The 16,173-nt window shown below is 37.2% G+C and carries 15 protein-coding genes; 5 read left to right on the top strand and 10 right to left on the bottom strand.

Annotation, left to right across the window (positions count from 1 at the left end):
* Positions 1–18: 18 nt before the first annotated feature.
* A complete protein-coding gene (locus tag M0G43_RS07735; RefSeq protein ID WP_248024860.1) occupies positions 19–1,176 on the top strand; it encodes a class I SAM-dependent RNA methyltransferase in 1,158 nt (385 codons plus the stop codon).
* A 17-nt stretch (positions 1,177–1,193) separates the two neighbouring features.
* Here the strand turns inward: M0G43_RS07735 and M0G43_RS07730 are convergent, their stop codons facing one another.
* The 5 genes from M0G43_RS07730 to rlmD all read right to left on the bottom strand — a co-directional run bounded on the left by M0G43_RS07730 (position 1,194) and on the right by rlmD (position 6,053).
* Positions 1,194–2,684, bottom strand: coding sequence for a carboxypeptidase-like regulatory domain-containing protein (locus M0G43_RS07730; RefSeq protein WP_248024859.1), 1,491 nt, complete (start codon positions 2,682–2,684; stop codon positions 1,194–1,196).
* A 51-nt stretch (positions 2,685–2,735) separates the two neighbouring features.
* The gene (locus tag M0G43_RS07725) at positions 2,736–3,260 is read right to left on the bottom strand and encodes a DinB family protein (RefSeq protein ID WP_248024858.1); all 525 of its coding nucleotides are present in this window, start codon (positions 3,258–3,260) and stop codon (positions 2,736–2,738) included.
* A gap of 102 nt (positions 3,261–3,362) precedes the next feature.
* Positions 3,363–4,106 (bottom strand): DUF6048 family protein, encoded by a 744-nt coding sequence (locus M0G43_RS07720; protein WP_248024857.1) that lies wholly within the window; start codon positions 4,104–4,106, stop codon positions 3,363–3,365.
* Complete coding sequence (locus M0G43_RS07715; RefSeq protein WP_248024856.1) at positions 4,078–4,587, bottom strand: DUF6452 family protein; 510 nt, start codon at positions 4,585–4,587, stop codon at positions 4,078–4,080. The genes M0G43_RS07720 and M0G43_RS07715 overlap by 29 nt, the downstream gene beginning before the upstream one ends.
* Positions 4,588–4,640: 53 nt before the next feature.
* Positions 4,641–6,053 (bottom strand): 23S rRNA (uracil(1939)-C(5))-methyltransferase RlmD, encoded by a 1,413-nt coding sequence (gene rlmD, locus M0G43_RS07710; RefSeq protein ID WP_248024855.1) that lies wholly within the window; start codon positions 6,051–6,053, stop codon positions 4,641–4,643.
* A gap of 706 nt (positions 6,054–6,759) precedes the next feature.
* On the opposite strand from rlmD, the gene rocD reads away from it, so the two are divergent.
* A complete protein-coding gene (rocD, locus tag M0G43_RS07705; RefSeq protein WP_248024854.1) occupies positions 6,760–8,004 on the top strand; it encodes an ornithine--oxo-acid transaminase in 1,245 nt (414 codons plus the stop codon).
* A gap of 73 nt (positions 8,005–8,077) precedes the next feature.
* Here the strand turns inward: rocD and M0G43_RS07700 are convergent, their stop codons facing one another.
* The 4 genes from M0G43_RS07700 to M0G43_RS07685 form a co-directional block, all read right to left on the bottom strand.
* Positions 8,078–8,413, bottom strand: coding sequence for a CCC motif membrane protein (locus M0G43_RS07700; RefSeq protein WP_248024853.1), 336 nt, complete (start codon positions 8,411–8,413; stop codon positions 8,078–8,080).
* Positions 8,414–8,422: 9 nt separating this feature from the next.
* A complete protein-coding gene (locus M0G43_RS07695; protein ID WP_248024852.1) occupies positions 8,423–8,707 on the bottom strand; it encodes a DUF2752 domain-containing protein in 285 nt (94 codons plus the stop codon).
* 49 nt (positions 8,708–8,756) lie between these two features.
* Entirely contained in the window at positions 8,757–10,607 is a 1,851-nt protein-coding gene (locus tag M0G43_RS07690; RefSeq protein ID WP_248024851.1) for a T9SS type A sorting domain-containing protein, read from the bottom strand.
* A 92-nt stretch (positions 10,608–10,699) separates the two neighbouring features.
* Positions 10,700–12,520, bottom strand: a complete 1,821-nt coding sequence (locus M0G43_RS07685; protein WP_248024850.1) for a hypothetical protein — start codon at positions 12,518–12,520, stop codon at positions 10,700–10,702.
* Positions 12,521–12,796: 276 nt separating this feature from the next.
* Between M0G43_RS07685 and M0G43_RS07680 the strand changes: the two genes are divergently transcribed.
* Complete coding sequence (locus M0G43_RS07680) at positions 12,797–13,387, top strand: DNA mismatch repair protein MutS (protein WP_248024849.1); 591 nt, start codon at positions 12,797–12,799, stop codon at positions 13,385–13,387.
* A 4-nt stretch (positions 13,388–13,391) separates the two neighbouring features.
* On the opposite strand, the gene M0G43_RS07675 is transcribed toward M0G43_RS07680, so the two are convergent.
* On the bottom strand, positions 13,392–14,303 hold the full coding sequence (locus M0G43_RS07675) for a lipoprotein (RefSeq protein ID WP_248024848.1): 912 nt from the start codon (positions 14,301–14,303) through the stop codon (positions 13,392–13,394).
* A 96-nt stretch (positions 14,304–14,399) separates the two neighbouring features.
* On the opposite strand from M0G43_RS07675, the gene M0G43_RS07670 reads away from it, so the two are divergent.
* Positions 14,400–15,548 (top strand): cysteine desulfurase family protein, encoded by a 1,149-nt coding sequence (locus M0G43_RS07670; protein ID WP_248024846.1) that lies wholly within the window; start codon positions 14,400–14,402, stop codon positions 15,546–15,548.
* Entirely contained in the window at positions 15,538–16,170 is a 633-nt protein-coding gene (locus tag M0G43_RS07665; protein WP_248024845.1) for a CHAP domain-containing protein, read from the top strand. The genes M0G43_RS07670 and M0G43_RS07665 overlap by 11 nt, the downstream gene beginning before the upstream one ends.
* Positions 16,171–16,173: the final 3 nt, after the last annotated feature.

The raw sequence follows: 16,173 nt of genomic DNA, 5'->3' as shown, positions 1-16,173 counted from the left end.
ATCTACAGAGAGTGCACTATGGAGAATAATTTTAATATGGTGGCCAAAACCTTGTTTGGCTTTGAAGATATTTTAGCAAAGGAATTGACGCAAATGGGCGCACAAGACGTGAAAACCGGAGTACGAAGTGTCAGTTTTGTGGGCGATAAAGGGTTTATGTATAAAGCCAATTTAGGGTTGCGCACAGCCATTAAAATTCTGAAACCTATTAATTCCTTTCGAGTTAAAAGTGAAAAAGATCTTTATGACAAGCTCTATAAAATGGATTGGCAACATTTGCTCAAACCATCGGGAACGCTCGCGGTAGATGCCACGGTTCACTCCAAATTGTTTACCCATTCTCTCTACATCGCACAGAAAACCAAAGATGCCATTGTAGATAAGATAAGAGACATGACGGGTCAGCGTCCTAATGTCGATTTGAAGTTTCCTGATCTTAAAATCAACGTCCATATCGATAGGGATTTCTGTAATATTTCCTTGGACACATCTGGTGATTCCTTGCACAAGCGTGGCTACAAAACAGCTACCAATATTGCGCCTATCAATGAGGTGCTGGCAGCTGGTTTGGTGATGTTGTCTGGTTGGGATGGACAATCTGATTTTATGGATCCTATGTGTGGTAGTGGTACCATTTTGATTGAAGCAGCAATGATTGCTTGTAACATTCCACCTAATTTAATGAGAAAGGAATTTGCATTCGAACGTTGGAATGATTGGGATGTCGATTTATTTGAAAAAATAGAAGAATCACTTCTGAATAAAACCAGAGATTTCCATTATAAGATAGTTGGTTATGATAAAAGTCCGAGTGCAGTTGCGAAAGCAAAAGACAATGTGAAGAATGCACAATTGGAAGATTTTATAGAGGTGAAGCACGAAGATTTCTTCAAGACCCAAAAAGGAGGTGATAACAAGCTTCATATGGTGTTCAATCCACCTTATGGCGAACGTTTGGATATAGAAATGGAAACCTTTTATAAAAATATTGGCGACACCTTAAAGCAAAATTATCCTGGTACGGATGCTTGGTTCATCACGTCAAATTTGGATGCTCTAAAACACGTAGGTTTAAGACCTTCTAGAAAAATTCACCTTGTAAATGCCAAGCTCGAAGCACGTTTGGTCAAATATGTGATGTATGAAGGCAGTAAGAAAGCAAAGTATAATGATTAGAAATCTTTAGATTTCTACTACTCCTCAACCTTAAATTTCTTCAATTCATCCAACGGTTCCAAGATGTTATAATCTTTCCATAGTGTTGGGTCGTATTGCTTTAGTTGTATGTAATCTACTTTCTTCGGTTCGGTTACAGCGCTGAATGTGGCATCATCTGAACTGGAATAACCAAGGCTCATCACTTCATATTTTTCCACAATGTTTCCTTCAATCACCACATCAAACGAGACTTTGTTCTTGCTGTCGTCATCGTTTTCAGTAAACTTAAATGGTCTGTGTGCATACACATATTTCCCAGATTCGTGATTGATGTAGTACGGATAATAATTTTCTTCGCCGTTCTTTTTATAGATGACTGTGCCTTTGTTCACATTTTCCACATATTTGACACCTAAAAGAAGCTTTAGGTTTAATTTCTCACCAATTCTCCCTTCGGCATAACTGTAATCCATTTTCAAAATGGCATAATCTTCATCAGCAATGTAAATCGTGCCAGTAAACTTGGCACTGCGTTTACGTGGCTCATAGGTTACAACATATACTAACTGGTCGTCAATCGTGGTAACGTTGGTAAGTTCGTAATCATATAGTTCAGTATCCAACACAAAATCCATCAAAGATTTGTCTTTGAACAAATGCTCCGCCAGATAATGAATGTTTTCTGATTTTAATTTGTTGAAACTGTTGTCATCTAAATCCTGTTTCTTTTCCTTGCTTTTCTTGAGTGAAAGAGAATCATCTACCTTAAACCAGCCGCTTTTCACCTTATAAGTTTTAGAGGTATCTAAATGCTGCAAAGCAATGTTAGTGACTCTCGCCTGTATGGTTTCCAGCGACAGACTGTTTTTTCGGTCTTTCAGTTTTGTGGCCTGCTTCACATCCATTTTTCCGTTGAGGTCAGATTTTAAATGTAACTCGGATAACACGTCAGTAAAGGTCTGTGTAGGCGGATTGTTCACAATCTGATTGGTCAGTTGATTGAATTCTTTATTGGAAGCTTCCAATTGCTTTTTGCTAAAACCTGAAGATTTATCAATGTCAACATCCAGTTTATTGGCTTTAAAAAACATAGTTTCCCTTGAAAACAATGTCTGTTTGACGTTTGAAAACTGATAATTCTTTGGAAGATTTCGCTGAACTCTTGCCATCACACTGTCAACACTCGGTAATTTGTTGGTAATATAAACCGTGTTCAACTGATTGACGGCTTCTTTGAGTTTGATAAGATTACTTTGACTTTCCAATGTTTTGATGGATAATTCTTGAGTTTGATAACCCATAAAAGAAACGGTCAGCATAGTCTCATCGGTCAATCGTTCCATACTTAAAGTAAAATAACCTTCCATATTGCTCACCACACCGCTGTTTTCTCCATATTGAACGGTCGCAAACGCAATGGGTTCATTGGTTTTGGCATCAATGATTTGCCCTGTAATTTGTTGTGAAAACATTAATGTTGACCAACCTAAAAGGATTGTCACAAACAGAATGTGTTGAAATTTCATAGTTGATGGTTTTTAAGGTAGACGAGTTGGAAAACGATTTGTAACGTGTCTTCAATAGTTTTCTTGAAGAATTTTTGTGTGGTGTTCGATATGATGAGCCGTCCACATAATGATTTCTCTGACAGGCATTTTTCCCATCAACGGATGCGGAAGAATGAGCGTGTCTAGATTTTTATCAGACATTTTTCTGGTTTTGTATTGTAGTTTTTTGCTTTCAACCTGAAGACGTGTGAGTATATACTTTTTTTCGTGAATGGTCGGAATCTTCATATTTTGAGAACCTCTAAAAGTTGCACCTTTCGCATCTTTCAACCGTTCTTGATAACGTTGCACAACCGTTTCGTAAGATCTGACTTCTCGGTTGGCTTTACCGAATTTATATCTCAATAAGAATTTGGGCATACTCAAAGCATCGTTTAAAGGCTTGATGCTTTGCAAAAGATGCAATGCCTGTTGACCGGAAGTCCATTTTCCAGCAGGACCTTCGGGCCATTTTTCTTCAGGTTGTTGTTCTAAATATGTAAGAAGTGCTTGGTTTTTTTCTTCCAATAAATCAGCAATAGATTCCTTGTCCATATCGATGATGAAATTCTATGGAAAAGATAAGAAAAAATGATTAAGATTAGTGAATGATGACTACCGATTAATGATGGTTAGAAATCAAACAAAATCTGTATCTTAATTACTGTTTTTTTCAACAGCCACTTTTTTATCCTTTTTATAAATAGGGATGAGGTAAGAAACGTTATAGCCAAAGCCAATCCCGAAGCGTCCACTATCAAACACTTTATTGAATCCTGGTATATAGAGGTTGGCAAAATTCTCTGGTTTGGTTTCAGTTATTCTGCCTTTCAGCTGCACATTGGCTCCAACATAAATATTGTTGATGACTTCGACTTTCATTCCAAAAATAATTTCGGCCCAAATAGCAGAAAGACCTTTAAATTCCTGCGAAACATCAGATGTAAAAGGGTCATCATAATAAGGATCTGTATTATAGACGGTATAACTGTTCAACGTTTGGCTGAACGAACTCACACCAACTCGGAAACCTCCATAGATCATGTTTTCCATGTCGAGCCAATTCTGATAAAAGTTGTAGTCGACTCCAGCCTTGAAATAACTGCCTTTTGCAGTGACATCAAGATAATCAGTTACATTACTTCGTTGCTCTGTTCCCAATTCTCCTGCTAAATAGATACTTTTGGTAAGTCGGTAGTCACCATTGATTTCAAAACCTGTATACTCTTCATCTATAAAACTGCGTATAGGTCTATAAATATCAGCACCTAAACGCAATCCGTATTTCTGCTTGTAAACTAATGTGTCTTGTTGCTGGGTGGTTTCTTCTTGTGAAAATGATGTCATTGGTACCAACATCAAAAGCAAAAGACTAATGACGAAGTAAGATGTGTGCTTCATTTTCATTTTCTATGGTTGTAAATATAACTTCGTTTGATAAAATCCAATTGTTGCCATCCTGAACAACTGTAATGGAAAGGTTAGTAAAAATACTTTTATAGCCACATGCTCTTGATACATATTCAAATTGAGGAGTGTAACTTATTTCGATGATATCCACATTTGACTCTGTGGCAGGGTCTGAATCCAAACGGAAATCGGTGTCTTTTTCAATAGAAAATCGTGAAACCACATTTTCTCCTTCATTCTGAAAATACAGTGGTAATGTTATTGAACTAAAAGGAGATTCTACTGTGATATCATCTAAAGGATTATCATCTCTATCAAATCCTCTTACAGAAAGCTGTCTTACATCTTTTAAAACATCAGGATCATTGATGTCGTAAAATTCAATGACTAGATGAGGTGTTGTTTGCGTGGCTTCTGCACAGATATCATCGCGCTCACAGCTTGATGTTCCTATGATAATAAAAACAAGCAAAAAGAATTTAAATATAGTTTGGTATTTCAAGTTGTCGTTATTAACGTTCAGTTTTATGATCTTCTTTCCAAAAGTACAACATTTTCTACATGATGCGTTTGTGGAAACATATCTACAGGTTGCACTTTGGTCACTTTATACATAGCATCCATCAATTGTAAATCTCTTGCCTGCGTTGCTGAATTACAGCTGACATACACCACTTTTTTAGGTGAAATATTCAAAATTTGTTCTACCACATCTTTATGCATTCCATCACGCGGTGGATCGGTAATGATCACATCTGGATGACCGTGTTGCTTTATGAATTCTGAATTAAACACATTTTTCATATCTCCAACATAGAATTCAACGTTTTCTATCTGATTTAATTGTGCATTCTCTTTGGCTGCTGAAATGGCGTCTGGCACAGCTTCTACACCTATTACTTTCTTTGCTTGTTTGGCAACAAACTGCGCAATGGTTCCTGTACCTGTATATAAATCATACACAAGTTCATCACCTTTTAAATCTGCGAAATCACGAGTCACTTTATACAATTCGTAAGCTTGTTGCGAATTGGTTTGATAAAAGGATTTGGCATTGATTTTAAATTTTAAACCTTCCATATCTTCAAAGATGTGGTCTTCACCTTTGTAGCAAATCACTTCTTGGTCATAAATGGTATCATTTGCTTTGCCATTGATAACATATTGCAAAGAAGTGATTTCAGGGAATTCATTGGCAATGAAATCAAGGAGCAATTCGCGTTTCTGCTTGTCTTCTTTAAAGAATTGAATCATTACCATAATGTCACCAGTAGATGCAGTACGAATCATCATCGTTCTTAAAAGACCAGATTGGTTACGAGTATTGAAAAACTCCAAGTCATTATCAATTGCAAATTGCTTTACCGAATTACGAATGGCATTCGATGGGTCTTCCTGCAACCAACATTTCTTAATGTCCAAGATTTTATCCCACATTCCGGGAATGTGAAATCCAAGGGCATTTTTATCATCTAGTTCTTTATCAGATTGAATTTCTTCCAACGTCAACCAACGGCTGTCGCTGAAGGAGAATTCCATTTTGTTTCTGTAGAAATACTGTTCTTCAGAACCTAAAATAGGTGAGGTTTCTGGCAATTCTACATGACCGATACGCTTCAGATTGTTTTCAACCTCTTTCTGTTTGTATTCTAACTGGAATTTATAATCCATGTCTTGCCATTTGCAACCGCCACACACGCCAAAATGTTGGCATTTAGGTTCTGTACGTTTTTCAGAATACGAATGAAATGCGATGGCCTTACCTTCATAATAGGCTTTTCGTTTTTTGAAGGTTTGAATATCCACAACATCACCAGGGACTGTATTAGATAGAAAGATGACACGTCCATCAGGCGCTTTGGCGATGGTTTTACCTTTTGCACCAGCATCTAGGACTTCAATTTTTTCAAAAACTTGTTTGGCAGCTCTTCGTTTCATGCCGCAAAAATAGTTGCTTTTTATGAAAGGTATTAAAAGCGGTCCGTTTTTTTACAATCATAGATTTTAGGTGATGACGATTTGAGTGTTTTTACACCAAAATTTGAGCAATTTAATGAGTGAAATTCCTCTGTTTAAAAATGACATGTTTTTGAAGTCATTTTTGGGGTGTTTTTGAGGTTTTACTGTGGTTTTAGAGCGTTTTGGTACATAACAGTTTACTAATTGTACATAACAAAAAACCTTTGGTACATGACAGTTTACTAATGGTACATGACAGTTTACTCTTGGTGCATGGCAGTTTACTTTTGGTGTATAACAGAAAACCTTTGGTACATAACAGAAAACATTTGGTGCATGACAGTTTACAAAAGGTACATCACAGTTCACTAATGGTTCATGACAAATAACCATTGGTACATTACACATAACCATTTCATCATCACATCTAATCAACTACAATAAAAATCAGATGTGGATATAAAAAAATTCACAAGATATTTAGTAATTTGCGAGTCCTAGGGATGATTTCTCTCCCACGCTGCTTTTTCGTCCCGATAGCTGTCGGGTTCTTCGAAAGAATAAAGGTACAGAAGGAATGGTTATTTTAATCGTTGAGCGATATTGGTTGTAAGAGTTTGTATTAGGAACTAACGGCAAACGATACCGACAATAAGGCTTGGCGTTAACTTTAAAATTATTTAAAATGGCTGTTTTAGAACAATTAGGGTCTCAACAAGCAATAGACCTAGAAAACAAGTATGGCGCGCACAATTACCATCCGCTACCGGTAGTATTGAGTAGAGGAGAAGGTGTACACGTTTGGGATGTAGAAGGAAAGCAATATTATGATTTTCTTTCAGCGTATTCCGCAGTGAACCAAGGACATTGTCACCCGAAAATCGTCAATGCATTGGTGGAACAATCCAAAACATTGGCATTGACCTCTAGAGCATTTTATAATGATATGCTTGGCAAGTATGAGAAATATGCCTGTGAGTATTTTGGTTTTGACAAACTGTTGCCCATGAACACAGGCGCGGAAGCAGTGGAGACCGCTTTGAAAATCTGTAGAAAATGGGCTTATGAAGTAAAGGGCATTGAGAATAAAGAGGCCGAAATCATCGTATGCAAAAACAATTTTCACGGACGTACGACTACCATCATTTCATTCTCCAATGATCCTGTGGCTCGCAAGCATTTTGGACCGTTTACAGATGGTTTTATCAAAATAGATTATGATAATCTTGAGGAACTGGAAGCTGCACTGAAAAACAATCCGAACGTTGCTGGATTTTTGGTAGAACCTATTCAAGGTGAAGCTGGTGTGTATGTGCCAAGCGAAGGGTATTTGGCAAGAGCAAAAGCACTATGTGAAAAATACAATGTATTGTTTATAGCAGATGAAGTACAGACTGGTATTGCGAGGACTGGAAAGCTATTGGCTGTAGACCATGAAAACGTGAAACCAGATATTCTGATTCTTGGGAAAGCCTTAAGTGGAGGCGCTTATCCTGTGAGCGCTGTGCTGGCTGATAATGCCATTATGAATGTCATCAAGCCAGGTAGTCACGGAAGTACTTTTGGTGGAAATCCTGTAGCAGCAGCAGTTGCTATAGCGGCATTGGAAGTTGTAAAAGACGAGAAATTGGCAGAAAATGCAGAAACACTTGGGCAATTGTTCCGAAGTGAATTGAACGCTTATATTAAGGATAGCAACATCGTTCATTTGGTAAGAGGAAAAGGGCTGTTGAATGCCATTGTCATTAATGATACCGAAGACAGCGAAAGGGCTTGGAATATTTGTTTGGCATTGCGCGACAATGGGCTATTGGCAAAACCAACCCATGGTAATATCATCCGATTTGCGCCACCATTGGTAATGACCAAAGAGCAGTTATTAGATTGTGTCAGCATCATTGTCAAAACACTGAAACAATTCGAGAAGTAATCAAAATATATTCAAAAAAGAAAAGGCTGTCAGTTTGAAACGACAGCCTTTTTTTATTTATTTCGAAATTAGATTAAGATCCTGAACCAGCACCCTTCATCCATTCCTCTTGCATTTGTCTAGATTGCTCCATGATCTCATCCCAACCGACTGTAGAAATTCTATAAATAGAATACACTAGATACAGGGCATTGATGATTAAAACTATCAATGCGATAGTTTTTGCCGTTTTCATGCCATCGATATTGTCATAATTTTCAGGCGCTAATGATGCTTCTTTCAGTTTGCTATTCGCCATAAAATAGGCAATACCTGATGGTACAACTCCGATTCCCATGACACAGCAGCACAAAAATCCTAACACGGATAGGACGTAAACGATGGTTGAGTTGAGTTTTTGTTTTTCCATAATGATTGTTTAGTTGATTACTTTTATAAGATAACTGATAACGATGATACTTACATTAAGTACTACCAGCGCTATTTTTATGCGTTCGTCAAACTTGAATTTCACGAACAGGTTAAAGATAAGAAAAAGCGCCAATAAAAAAAGAGAATAAATAGCAGGGTACATTAAAAATGCTGCTGTAAATTCTCCTTGAAACAATAGTACCGTTGCACGTTGAATGCCACATCCAAAGCATTCAACTCCCAACAATTTTTTGTTGAGACATGGTAACATAAAATCTTCTGGTGAAGACATCAGAAATTCGTTTTACACAAATGTATAAAAACCTGATTTGACAATCAATTTAGTTTTTGACAATTACTTTTTTGGTAATCACATCGCCACTACCAACGGTTATGCTTGCAACATAGACGCCTTCGCTCAATGTTTTGGTGGTGAAATGATATTCACTTTCAATGTTTAAATTGGTAGCATTGAATATCTGTTTGCCAGCAGTGTCAAACATTTTGACGCTTTTTACATCCAATCCATTTGGATTTAAAACTGTCAATTGCGCCTGTGGATTGTCTTGGAAAATCTTGAAATCAGCTTCGGTAACTTCTGGTGTGTTTAAGGTTGCATCCTCAAACGTAATTTCAAATCTATTTGTATAATTTCCGACAGGTAAATTGATTTCATAGTTTTGAGTTCTTAAGTCAACATACAAATTGGCATCGATATCATGGATATAGATAGGTTGGGAATCATCGAATTGCTGTATGTCAAAAATACTGAACCCTACAGGTTGTTGTTCTGCTACATTGACCACTAAAGGAATACGCAAACTCGCATCAAAATTATTGGCTTGTATAACGTATGCCTCATTATCTAATGTCCAATAAGCATCAGAATCTACTCCTTCTGGGCTTTTAGCTTCCAATCCTACATCAAATCCGTCACCAGCAGTAGCATGGAAGTTTTGAACCAATTGACGTTTGTATAGATTATTGAACTCCACATTTAGTCTGAAGCGCTTATAGTCGGCTGGTACCATTGAAAAGCCGTATTCGTTATAGGAGATGCCATAAGTTTCATCTTCAGAAGACAGTCTAAAAAACTCACTATTCGCACTAGATTCTTTGTAAAACACGCGCATATTGTTTGTAGTCCTCACAGTTCCGGTCGATCCAACTCTACCTTGTACCATAAATCCTTGTCCTACGGGTATAAAACGTCTGGCAGTTTTAGGAACAGAACCACCTACAGAACCTGTTGGATTTCCGGCAGCGTCATAGCTTAAAAAAACCGCAGGTGAATACGAATCAACAGTTCCGGCTGCGTTAATAGTATAGGTACCGTAGCCACCTTGATAGTCTGCTAAATAGTGAGAGCCAATAGATGCTTGTTCCCAATAGTACAAAGCAGCATCGATGGAGGTTACATTTTGAGTATCGTATAAAAATGAACGAGCATCTAATGAGGAAGGGTAAGGGTTTCCTACCAAAGTTTGTTGTGCAACTCCAGCAACGGGTGCTGCAACATTCATAGTAAACGTTCCTGAATTTGGTTTTCCTCTAAAGTCATAGCGTTGTGCATTACCTGGATTATTTGCACTGGTACCGTTAGTACCTTTCATGGTGAAACCTTCACCGGGATTTATGGTTGTATTAGCAAATACAGGAACCCAATCTGAATACAAATTTGAAGGATTGGTATATTTATAAATCCAATTTCTTTCAATTGTTAAAGGGGAAGCTAGTCCATTATGATCTGGAAGATGAACTACAGTAGCAGGAGTAGAGTTTGTTACGTTAACAACATCATTGAGTAAAGTTACACCGAAAGGGTTGCTCACTGAAGAAGCGGTTGTACTTCCTACAGGAGAACACCAATAATTATATTCATAGGCACTTACGTTACCTTCCTGATAAACACTTAAGTTGCCTGTTCCTGAATTTCCATTACTGCTTGAACTTTGTAGCAATTGGCCATCATTCCGTAAATAAATAAAACTATTTGAGCCAGCAAGCTCGATATTATTAGTCACAAAAAGAGGAACATTGGAGCTGGGCACAGTTGCAGATACTGGAGTATCGTTAAAATTACTGCCAGCTACATAAATATAGGTGTTGGCATTGTTTGATACATAAAGGTCGGTTTGGGCAAATGACGCGATCGTGATAAGAAACATCAGAAAGGATAAAGCTTTTTTCATTTCAAATTGATTTTAAGATGTAATGTGATTTGCCAAATAGGGTTAACAAATTGAATATGAACTATATGAATTTAAATAATTTTTTAAAAGTATTAATTTTTTTGGGATATATCTACTTTTTTTATGATTTCCTTGACTTCATCTTCAGATAAAGTATTTCCCTCGTTTTCAGTAGTTATACGCCTATTTTTATTCTTTTTAGAATTTAAGTTTTTATCATTTTTATTGTCACCTTCTTTTCTAACTGAAAGAGAAGTTTCCTTTAACGGAGCAGGTCCAACGGGGAATCTTAACCCAACATGCTTGGATGAGATCTCGCCATTAGAACCTATCTCGTCAGCTCTATTTGCGACGATGTGGTATGAAAATGATACATTAGAAACACCGTTTCCTAATTCCTTAACGGTAAAACCATTTGCGGATTTATTAGTGACATAAACCCCATTGCAATCACCTTCCAACTGAATAAATACTTTCAACGGATGATTTTCATCAACATATATAGCATCCTTTAAAACTGGGTCGATTAAAATTTCGGCCACACCGTTTATTAATTTGCCCGTACCATAATCTTCAAAGAGAATTTCTGGTGCTTCCGGAGAAAATAGTATACGAGGTGTATTCGTATTATCCTTTATAATTGTGGAGTTTGTTCCATTCCCAATGATTTTATAATTAGTACCTGTTGTACCAGCCGCATTGGTTCCATATTTAATGCCAGCATATGCATAACTTGGTGCTCCATTGATGTTGCCACCTAAAAAGTAGCCACCAAAATAGCTGTTAGCAACAGCCAAACTACCATTAGGTGAAATATTATCATATCCAGCAATAGTTGCTGTAGCTCTAGTTCCAGTATTTCCAGTAGTGGTAGCGGGATTATTATCAGAATCCAAAGTGAATTGTCCACCAGCATTCCCGTAATTGGCAGATCCAGTAGTTCCTGTTCCCGCATATCCAAACACACCTAATTTTCTACTTGATCCTGCAACTCCTGAGCCATTGGTAGCAAAAACATAAATTCCGCTTGCTCCGCCTAATACTGCTGTTCCGGCAGTATTCGTATTTCTAGCCCATAAACTGTTAGAAACGGGATCATCAGTATCAGCAATTATTGCGTCAAAACCTAATAATGTATTGTCAGCAAAAACTGAAGCAATACCATCTACAGCTTGAATGGCATAATCAGTCCAGGCAAAATTTTCAGCATAAACACCAACCCCAGAACCATAGGCCACCGCATCTACGGCATTACCTGAACCATCATGTTCTGCATGAACAGCATCTCCAGATGAATTGTTATATCCATACACGCCATTACCGCTAGAGTTGTTTAAACCCCAAACACCGTTTCCTGAACTTATATTCTGTCCGTAGACACCGGTACCTGTTGTGCCACTATATCCTGCAACTCCATAAGTTCCGACAGAACTTAACTGATCACCTGCATTTGCTGCACCTGCACCAAATCCTACAGTTACCTGGCCATTGGATTGAACCCGCAACCTATTAGTATTTGCAGTTCTTACATTTAAATCTAATCCATTGATGGTGCCTAAAAAATTTGCCGTTGTGATGGTATTTCCATTTAGAGACCAATGATTGCCGGATGATGATGATAAAGGTACCCATGTAGAGCCGCTCCAATAATGAAACCCAGTTCCTGTACCTACATTTGTATTCCATACAAGTAAAGGTTCTGAAGTTGCTCCTCCAGTAATAGGCGCTATATTTCCGAGATTAGTGATATTTACTCTAGGAACTAAAAAGCCTTTATCTGTGCTTCTTAAATCTAAAATGGATCGTGGCTCTGGAGATGTGGTGCCAATACCCACTTGAGCATATGAAATAATTCCAAAAAACAAACTGATTGATAAAATCATCAAATTTGATAAAATAGTAGTTTTCAGCATAGTAAATCGGTTTTCTTTACATTTAAAAATAAGAAAAATTTTGTAGTGATTTATAATCAGTTTTGATAATAAGCCGTAAATTCGACAACTTGTAAAAATAGTCCGTTGAAACCATGAATTTATCTCGAATTATAAGTTTTTTATTAATTGTAACAGGTGCATTTATAGCTATTTACGCACAATCTGGGACCGATCAAAATCAGTATCTCTTAGTGTTGGGAATATTCGTTTTAATGATGGGCTTGTATCGTATTTCGCGGAATATCCCCAGTAAATATGATCAGGACAATTCTAAAGAAGAAAATGATGAATTTTGAGGTTGGAGATAAGGTTTTGGTCATGGATGAGAACTTCTCTGGCGTGGTTTCAAACATCTTACCAGATAAAATAACCATTGAAACAGAGGAAGGCTTTGAGCTGGATTTTTCTCCAAATGAATTACTTAAAATCAACCCAAAAGAATCTATAAATAAAGAACTTTTTTCTAATCAGTCCATCAAGACCGTTATTTCTGAAAAAGAAGAAGAAAAAAGGCGAAAGAATTTACGTGTAAAACCCAAAGAAGGCAATCAGCCCACGATGGAGGTGGACTTGCACATTCATCAGCTGACTTCAAACGAGCGAGGAATGTCTGGCCATGATAAACTGACACTTCAACTGGATACTGCCAAACGCAAACTAGAGTTTGCCATGAGCAAAAACATCCAAAAAATTGTATTGATACACGGAGTTGGACAAGGCGTTTTAAGAGCCGAACTAGAGTTTATGGTCAACCGTTATGATAACATGAAATGGTATGACGCCAACTATCAAAAATATGGTTTAGGAGCGATGGAGGTTTATATTTATCAGAATGCTAAATCTTAAGCTATCATTCACCTTCGCGTGGCAATGAGTACCTGTAAGTGCCTAGCTCTATAACATCAGTACTCAATATCCGTAAATCCAAATTATTAAGCTTAAATCTCACTATAAAATTTCGAGTATAGGTATTGGTGGTTAACTCACCGCCAGCAAACGTTTCCATTGCCGTATTGTCTAAATATCTTGGTACATCTGGAGTTTCTGAAGATAGATCAAAATCGTCCATAGGATTTGAATCACCATCTTCATCTTCGTAACGAGTCAATACATCATCGCCATCATCCTCCTCATCAAGATAATCAGGAGTTCCATCTCCATCCGTATCCTGAGCTTCACTTAAACCATTTTCTTCGCTGTAGTTGTGGTTTTCAAATCGGGTAGGAATATTGTCATTATCATCGTCCGCGTCTTTATAGTCAGGGATTCCGTCTCCATCTCTGTCAGTTGGATTTGTCGCAGGGTTATTGTCACCATCTAGGTTTTCGTCTTCAACTTCTGAAGGGATGCCATCGCCATCATCATCTGTAAAGGTTGTCAATGTTGTAACAGTCCCAGACGGTGACTCGTAATCATTGATGATATCGACATTAGGATTTGGTATCAAAGAGCAAAACAAATCTTCAGGATTGCCATTATAGGTACGATAATTAAAGCGTATGGTTGAACCATTAATGGTCAAGGTTTGGGTGTAATTATTTTCTGTAGGATTAAAAATTAAAGCTGTTGTCGCATTTTTTGGAAACAATAAACTCAAAGATTCATACGGTTGCTCCTTAATTTCGTATACCAAATAGGATGATGTACTTTCTTCGCACAGACTTAAATCTTGCTCAAAATCTAACTCTACTTCAATAACGTCACCATCGTTGCAAGATGTTAAAAGAAAAAGGGTGAAAAGGGCATAAAAAATCTTTCTCATTTCATTCAATTTGAAAACAAAAATAAAGTATTTGAGAATTTATAACGCACGAAGTTATGATTTATTTGTGCTATTTTTGGGCTTTCAATCCTGCAAATGAATCAACACGTCTATTTTGATAATGCCGCTACGACGCCTATACGAGAGGAGGTCCTTCAACGTATGCTTTCAGTGATGAAAGATACGTATGGCAATGCATCATCTTCGCATAGTTTTGGACGTTCATCAAAATCACTGATTGAAACATCTAGAAAAACCATTGCTTCATTATTGAATTGTTCTGCATCAGAAATCATTTTTACTTCAGGTGGAACAGAAGCCAATAATTTGATATTGAGAAGTGCCGTTAGGGATTTGGGCGTTGCGGAAATCATCACATCAAAGATTGAACATCACGCTGTACTGCACGTTGTGGAGGCCTTGGCGAAAGAATATCAAATTGTGGTATCGTATGTCCATTTGGATTCTAAAGGTAATGTGGATTTTGAGCATTTGGAATCGTTGTTGCAATCACCCACCAAAAAACTGGTCAGTTTGATGCACATCAACAATGAAATAGGCAATAAACTCGATATTCAAAAAACAGCAGATTTGTGCAAGGCGAACAATTCCTTGTTTCATAGTGATACTGTGCAATCCATTGGACATTATTCGATGGATTTGCAAAAGACACCGATTGATTTTTTGACAGCAAGTGCTCATAAATTTCACGGTCCTAAAGGAATTGGTTTTGTATTCGTCAGAAAAAATAGTGGTTTGAAAGCATCTATTTTTGGAGGCGAGCAGGAGAGAGGCTTTCGGGCAGGTACTGAAGCCATTCATAATATTGTTGGGATGGAAGAAGCTCTTAAAATCTCATATGCTAATTTGAATACTGAACGTTCACATATAGAAGGCATCAAAGCCTATTTTATGGATGCTTTGAAAGATACATTCCGAAAAGTATCTTTTAATGGTAATTGTTCTGATTTTGAAAACAGTACTTACACCTTATTGAATGTTTGTTTGCCACTTCCACAGCAAAAAGCCTCACTGATGCAGTTTCAATTGGATTTAAAGGGTATTGCATCTTCCAGAGGAAGTGCTTGCCAGAGCGGAAGTAATCAAAATTCGCACGTGCTTGCGGAGATTTTGGATGATGAACATCTACAATTGCCCTCGGTTCGTTTTTCTTTCAGTAGTTTCAATACGAAATCGGAAGTTGATTACGTTATGCAGGTATTGACCAGCTTTATTGAAAACTAACTACTTCTATATCATTGCAATCATCGTTTTTCTTTCTTGCGAAGAAAAAACAAAGTCTGTCGATTCACTCCAATTATCTGAATCTTTATCCACAACCAATTCTTCCGTAAAAATCAAACATTATGAGGTTGAAAACATTGGCGATACGCTGGATGTCTTCAATAATGTTGTGGTATTCTACAATAAAAGTATGAACAACACTTCTGGGAGACATTTAACTTCTGATGGTTATAATTTAGGTTTGAAATGGCAATGCGTGGAGTTTGTCAAACGTTATTATTACGAACATTTGAACCATAAAATGCCCAACAGTTATGGCCACGCAAAGGATTTCTTTAATGGAAGAATTGCCGATGGCCACCTGAATTCCGAAAGGAAATTAGTGCAATTTTCAAATGGAAGTACATCCAAGCCGCAAATTGATGATTTGTTGATTTTTGATGGAAATATGTTCAATCCTTATGGTCACGTTGCTATTGTTTCCAATGTTGAAGATAATTTCATAGAAATTGTGCAACAAAACGTTGGCAAAACTTCTAGAGATAAAATTGCCCTAAAGTTTAAAGGTGAAAAATGGTATTTAAATCAAAGTGATGTTCTCGGTTGGTTGAGAAAACAGTAAGAT

Origin of the sequence: Subsaxibacter sp. CAU 1640, from assembly GCF_023156585.1 — a bacterium.
Classification (GTDB): Bacteria; Bacteroidota; Bacteroidia; order Flavobacteriales; family Flavobacteriaceae; genus JBPOFM01.
Note: the sequence above shows the minus strand (reverse complement) of the source record. Positions and strands in the feature narration are given on the sequence as shown.

What these genes read in the sequence shown, in the direction of transcription:
- M0G43_RS07735 (WP_248024860.1), top strand. Translation starts at nt 19, where the DNA reads ATGGAGAATAATTTTAATATGGTGGCCAAAACCTTGTTTGGCTTTGAA.
- M0G43_RS07730 (WP_248024859.1), bottom strand. Translation starts at nt 2,684, where the DNA reads ATGAAATTTCAACACATTCTGTTTGTGACAATCCTTTTAGGTTGGTCA.
- M0G43_RS07725 (WP_248024858.1), bottom strand. Translation starts at nt 3,260, where the DNA reads ATGGACAAGGAATCTATTGCTGATTTATTGGAAGAAAAAAACCAAGCA.
- M0G43_RS07720 (WP_248024857.1), bottom strand. Translation starts at nt 4,106, where the DNA reads ATGAAGCACACATCTTACTTCGTCATTAGTCTTTTGCTTTTGATGTTG.
- rlmD (WP_248024855.1), bottom strand. Translation starts at nt 6,053, where the DNA reads ATGAAACGAAGAGCTGCCAAACAAGTTTTTGAAAAAATTGAAGTCCTA.
- rocD (WP_248024854.1), top strand. Translation starts at nt 6,760, where the DNA reads ATGGCTGTTTTAGAACAATTAGGGTCTCAACAAGCAATAGACCTAGAA.
- M0G43_RS07700 (WP_248024853.1), bottom strand. Translation starts at nt 8,413, where the DNA reads ATGGAAAAACAAAAACTCAACTCAACCATCGTTTACGTCCTATCCGTG.
- M0G43_RS07695 (WP_248024852.1), bottom strand. Translation starts at nt 8,707, where the DNA reads ATGTCTTCACCAGAAGATTTTATGTTACCATGTCTCAACAAAAAATTG.
- M0G43_RS07690 (WP_248024851.1), bottom strand. Translation starts at nt 10,607, where the DNA reads ATGAAAAAAGCTTTATCCTTTCTGATGTTTCTTATCACGATCGCGTCA.
- M0G43_RS07685 (WP_248024850.1), bottom strand. Translation starts at nt 12,520, where the DNA reads ATGCTGAAAACTACTATTTTATCAAATTTGATGATTTTATCAATCAGT.
- M0G43_RS07680 (WP_248024849.1), top strand. Translation starts at nt 12,797, where the DNA reads ATGATCAGGACAATTCTAAAGAAGAAAATGATGAATTTTGAGGTTGGA.
- M0G43_RS07675 (WP_248024848.1), bottom strand. Translation starts at nt 14,303, where the DNA reads ATGAGAAAGATTTTTTATGCCCTTTTCACCCTTTTTCTTTTAACATCT.
- M0G43_RS07670 (WP_248024846.1), top strand. Translation starts at nt 14,400, where the DNA reads ATGAATCAACACGTCTATTTTGATAATGCCGCTACGACGCCTATACGA.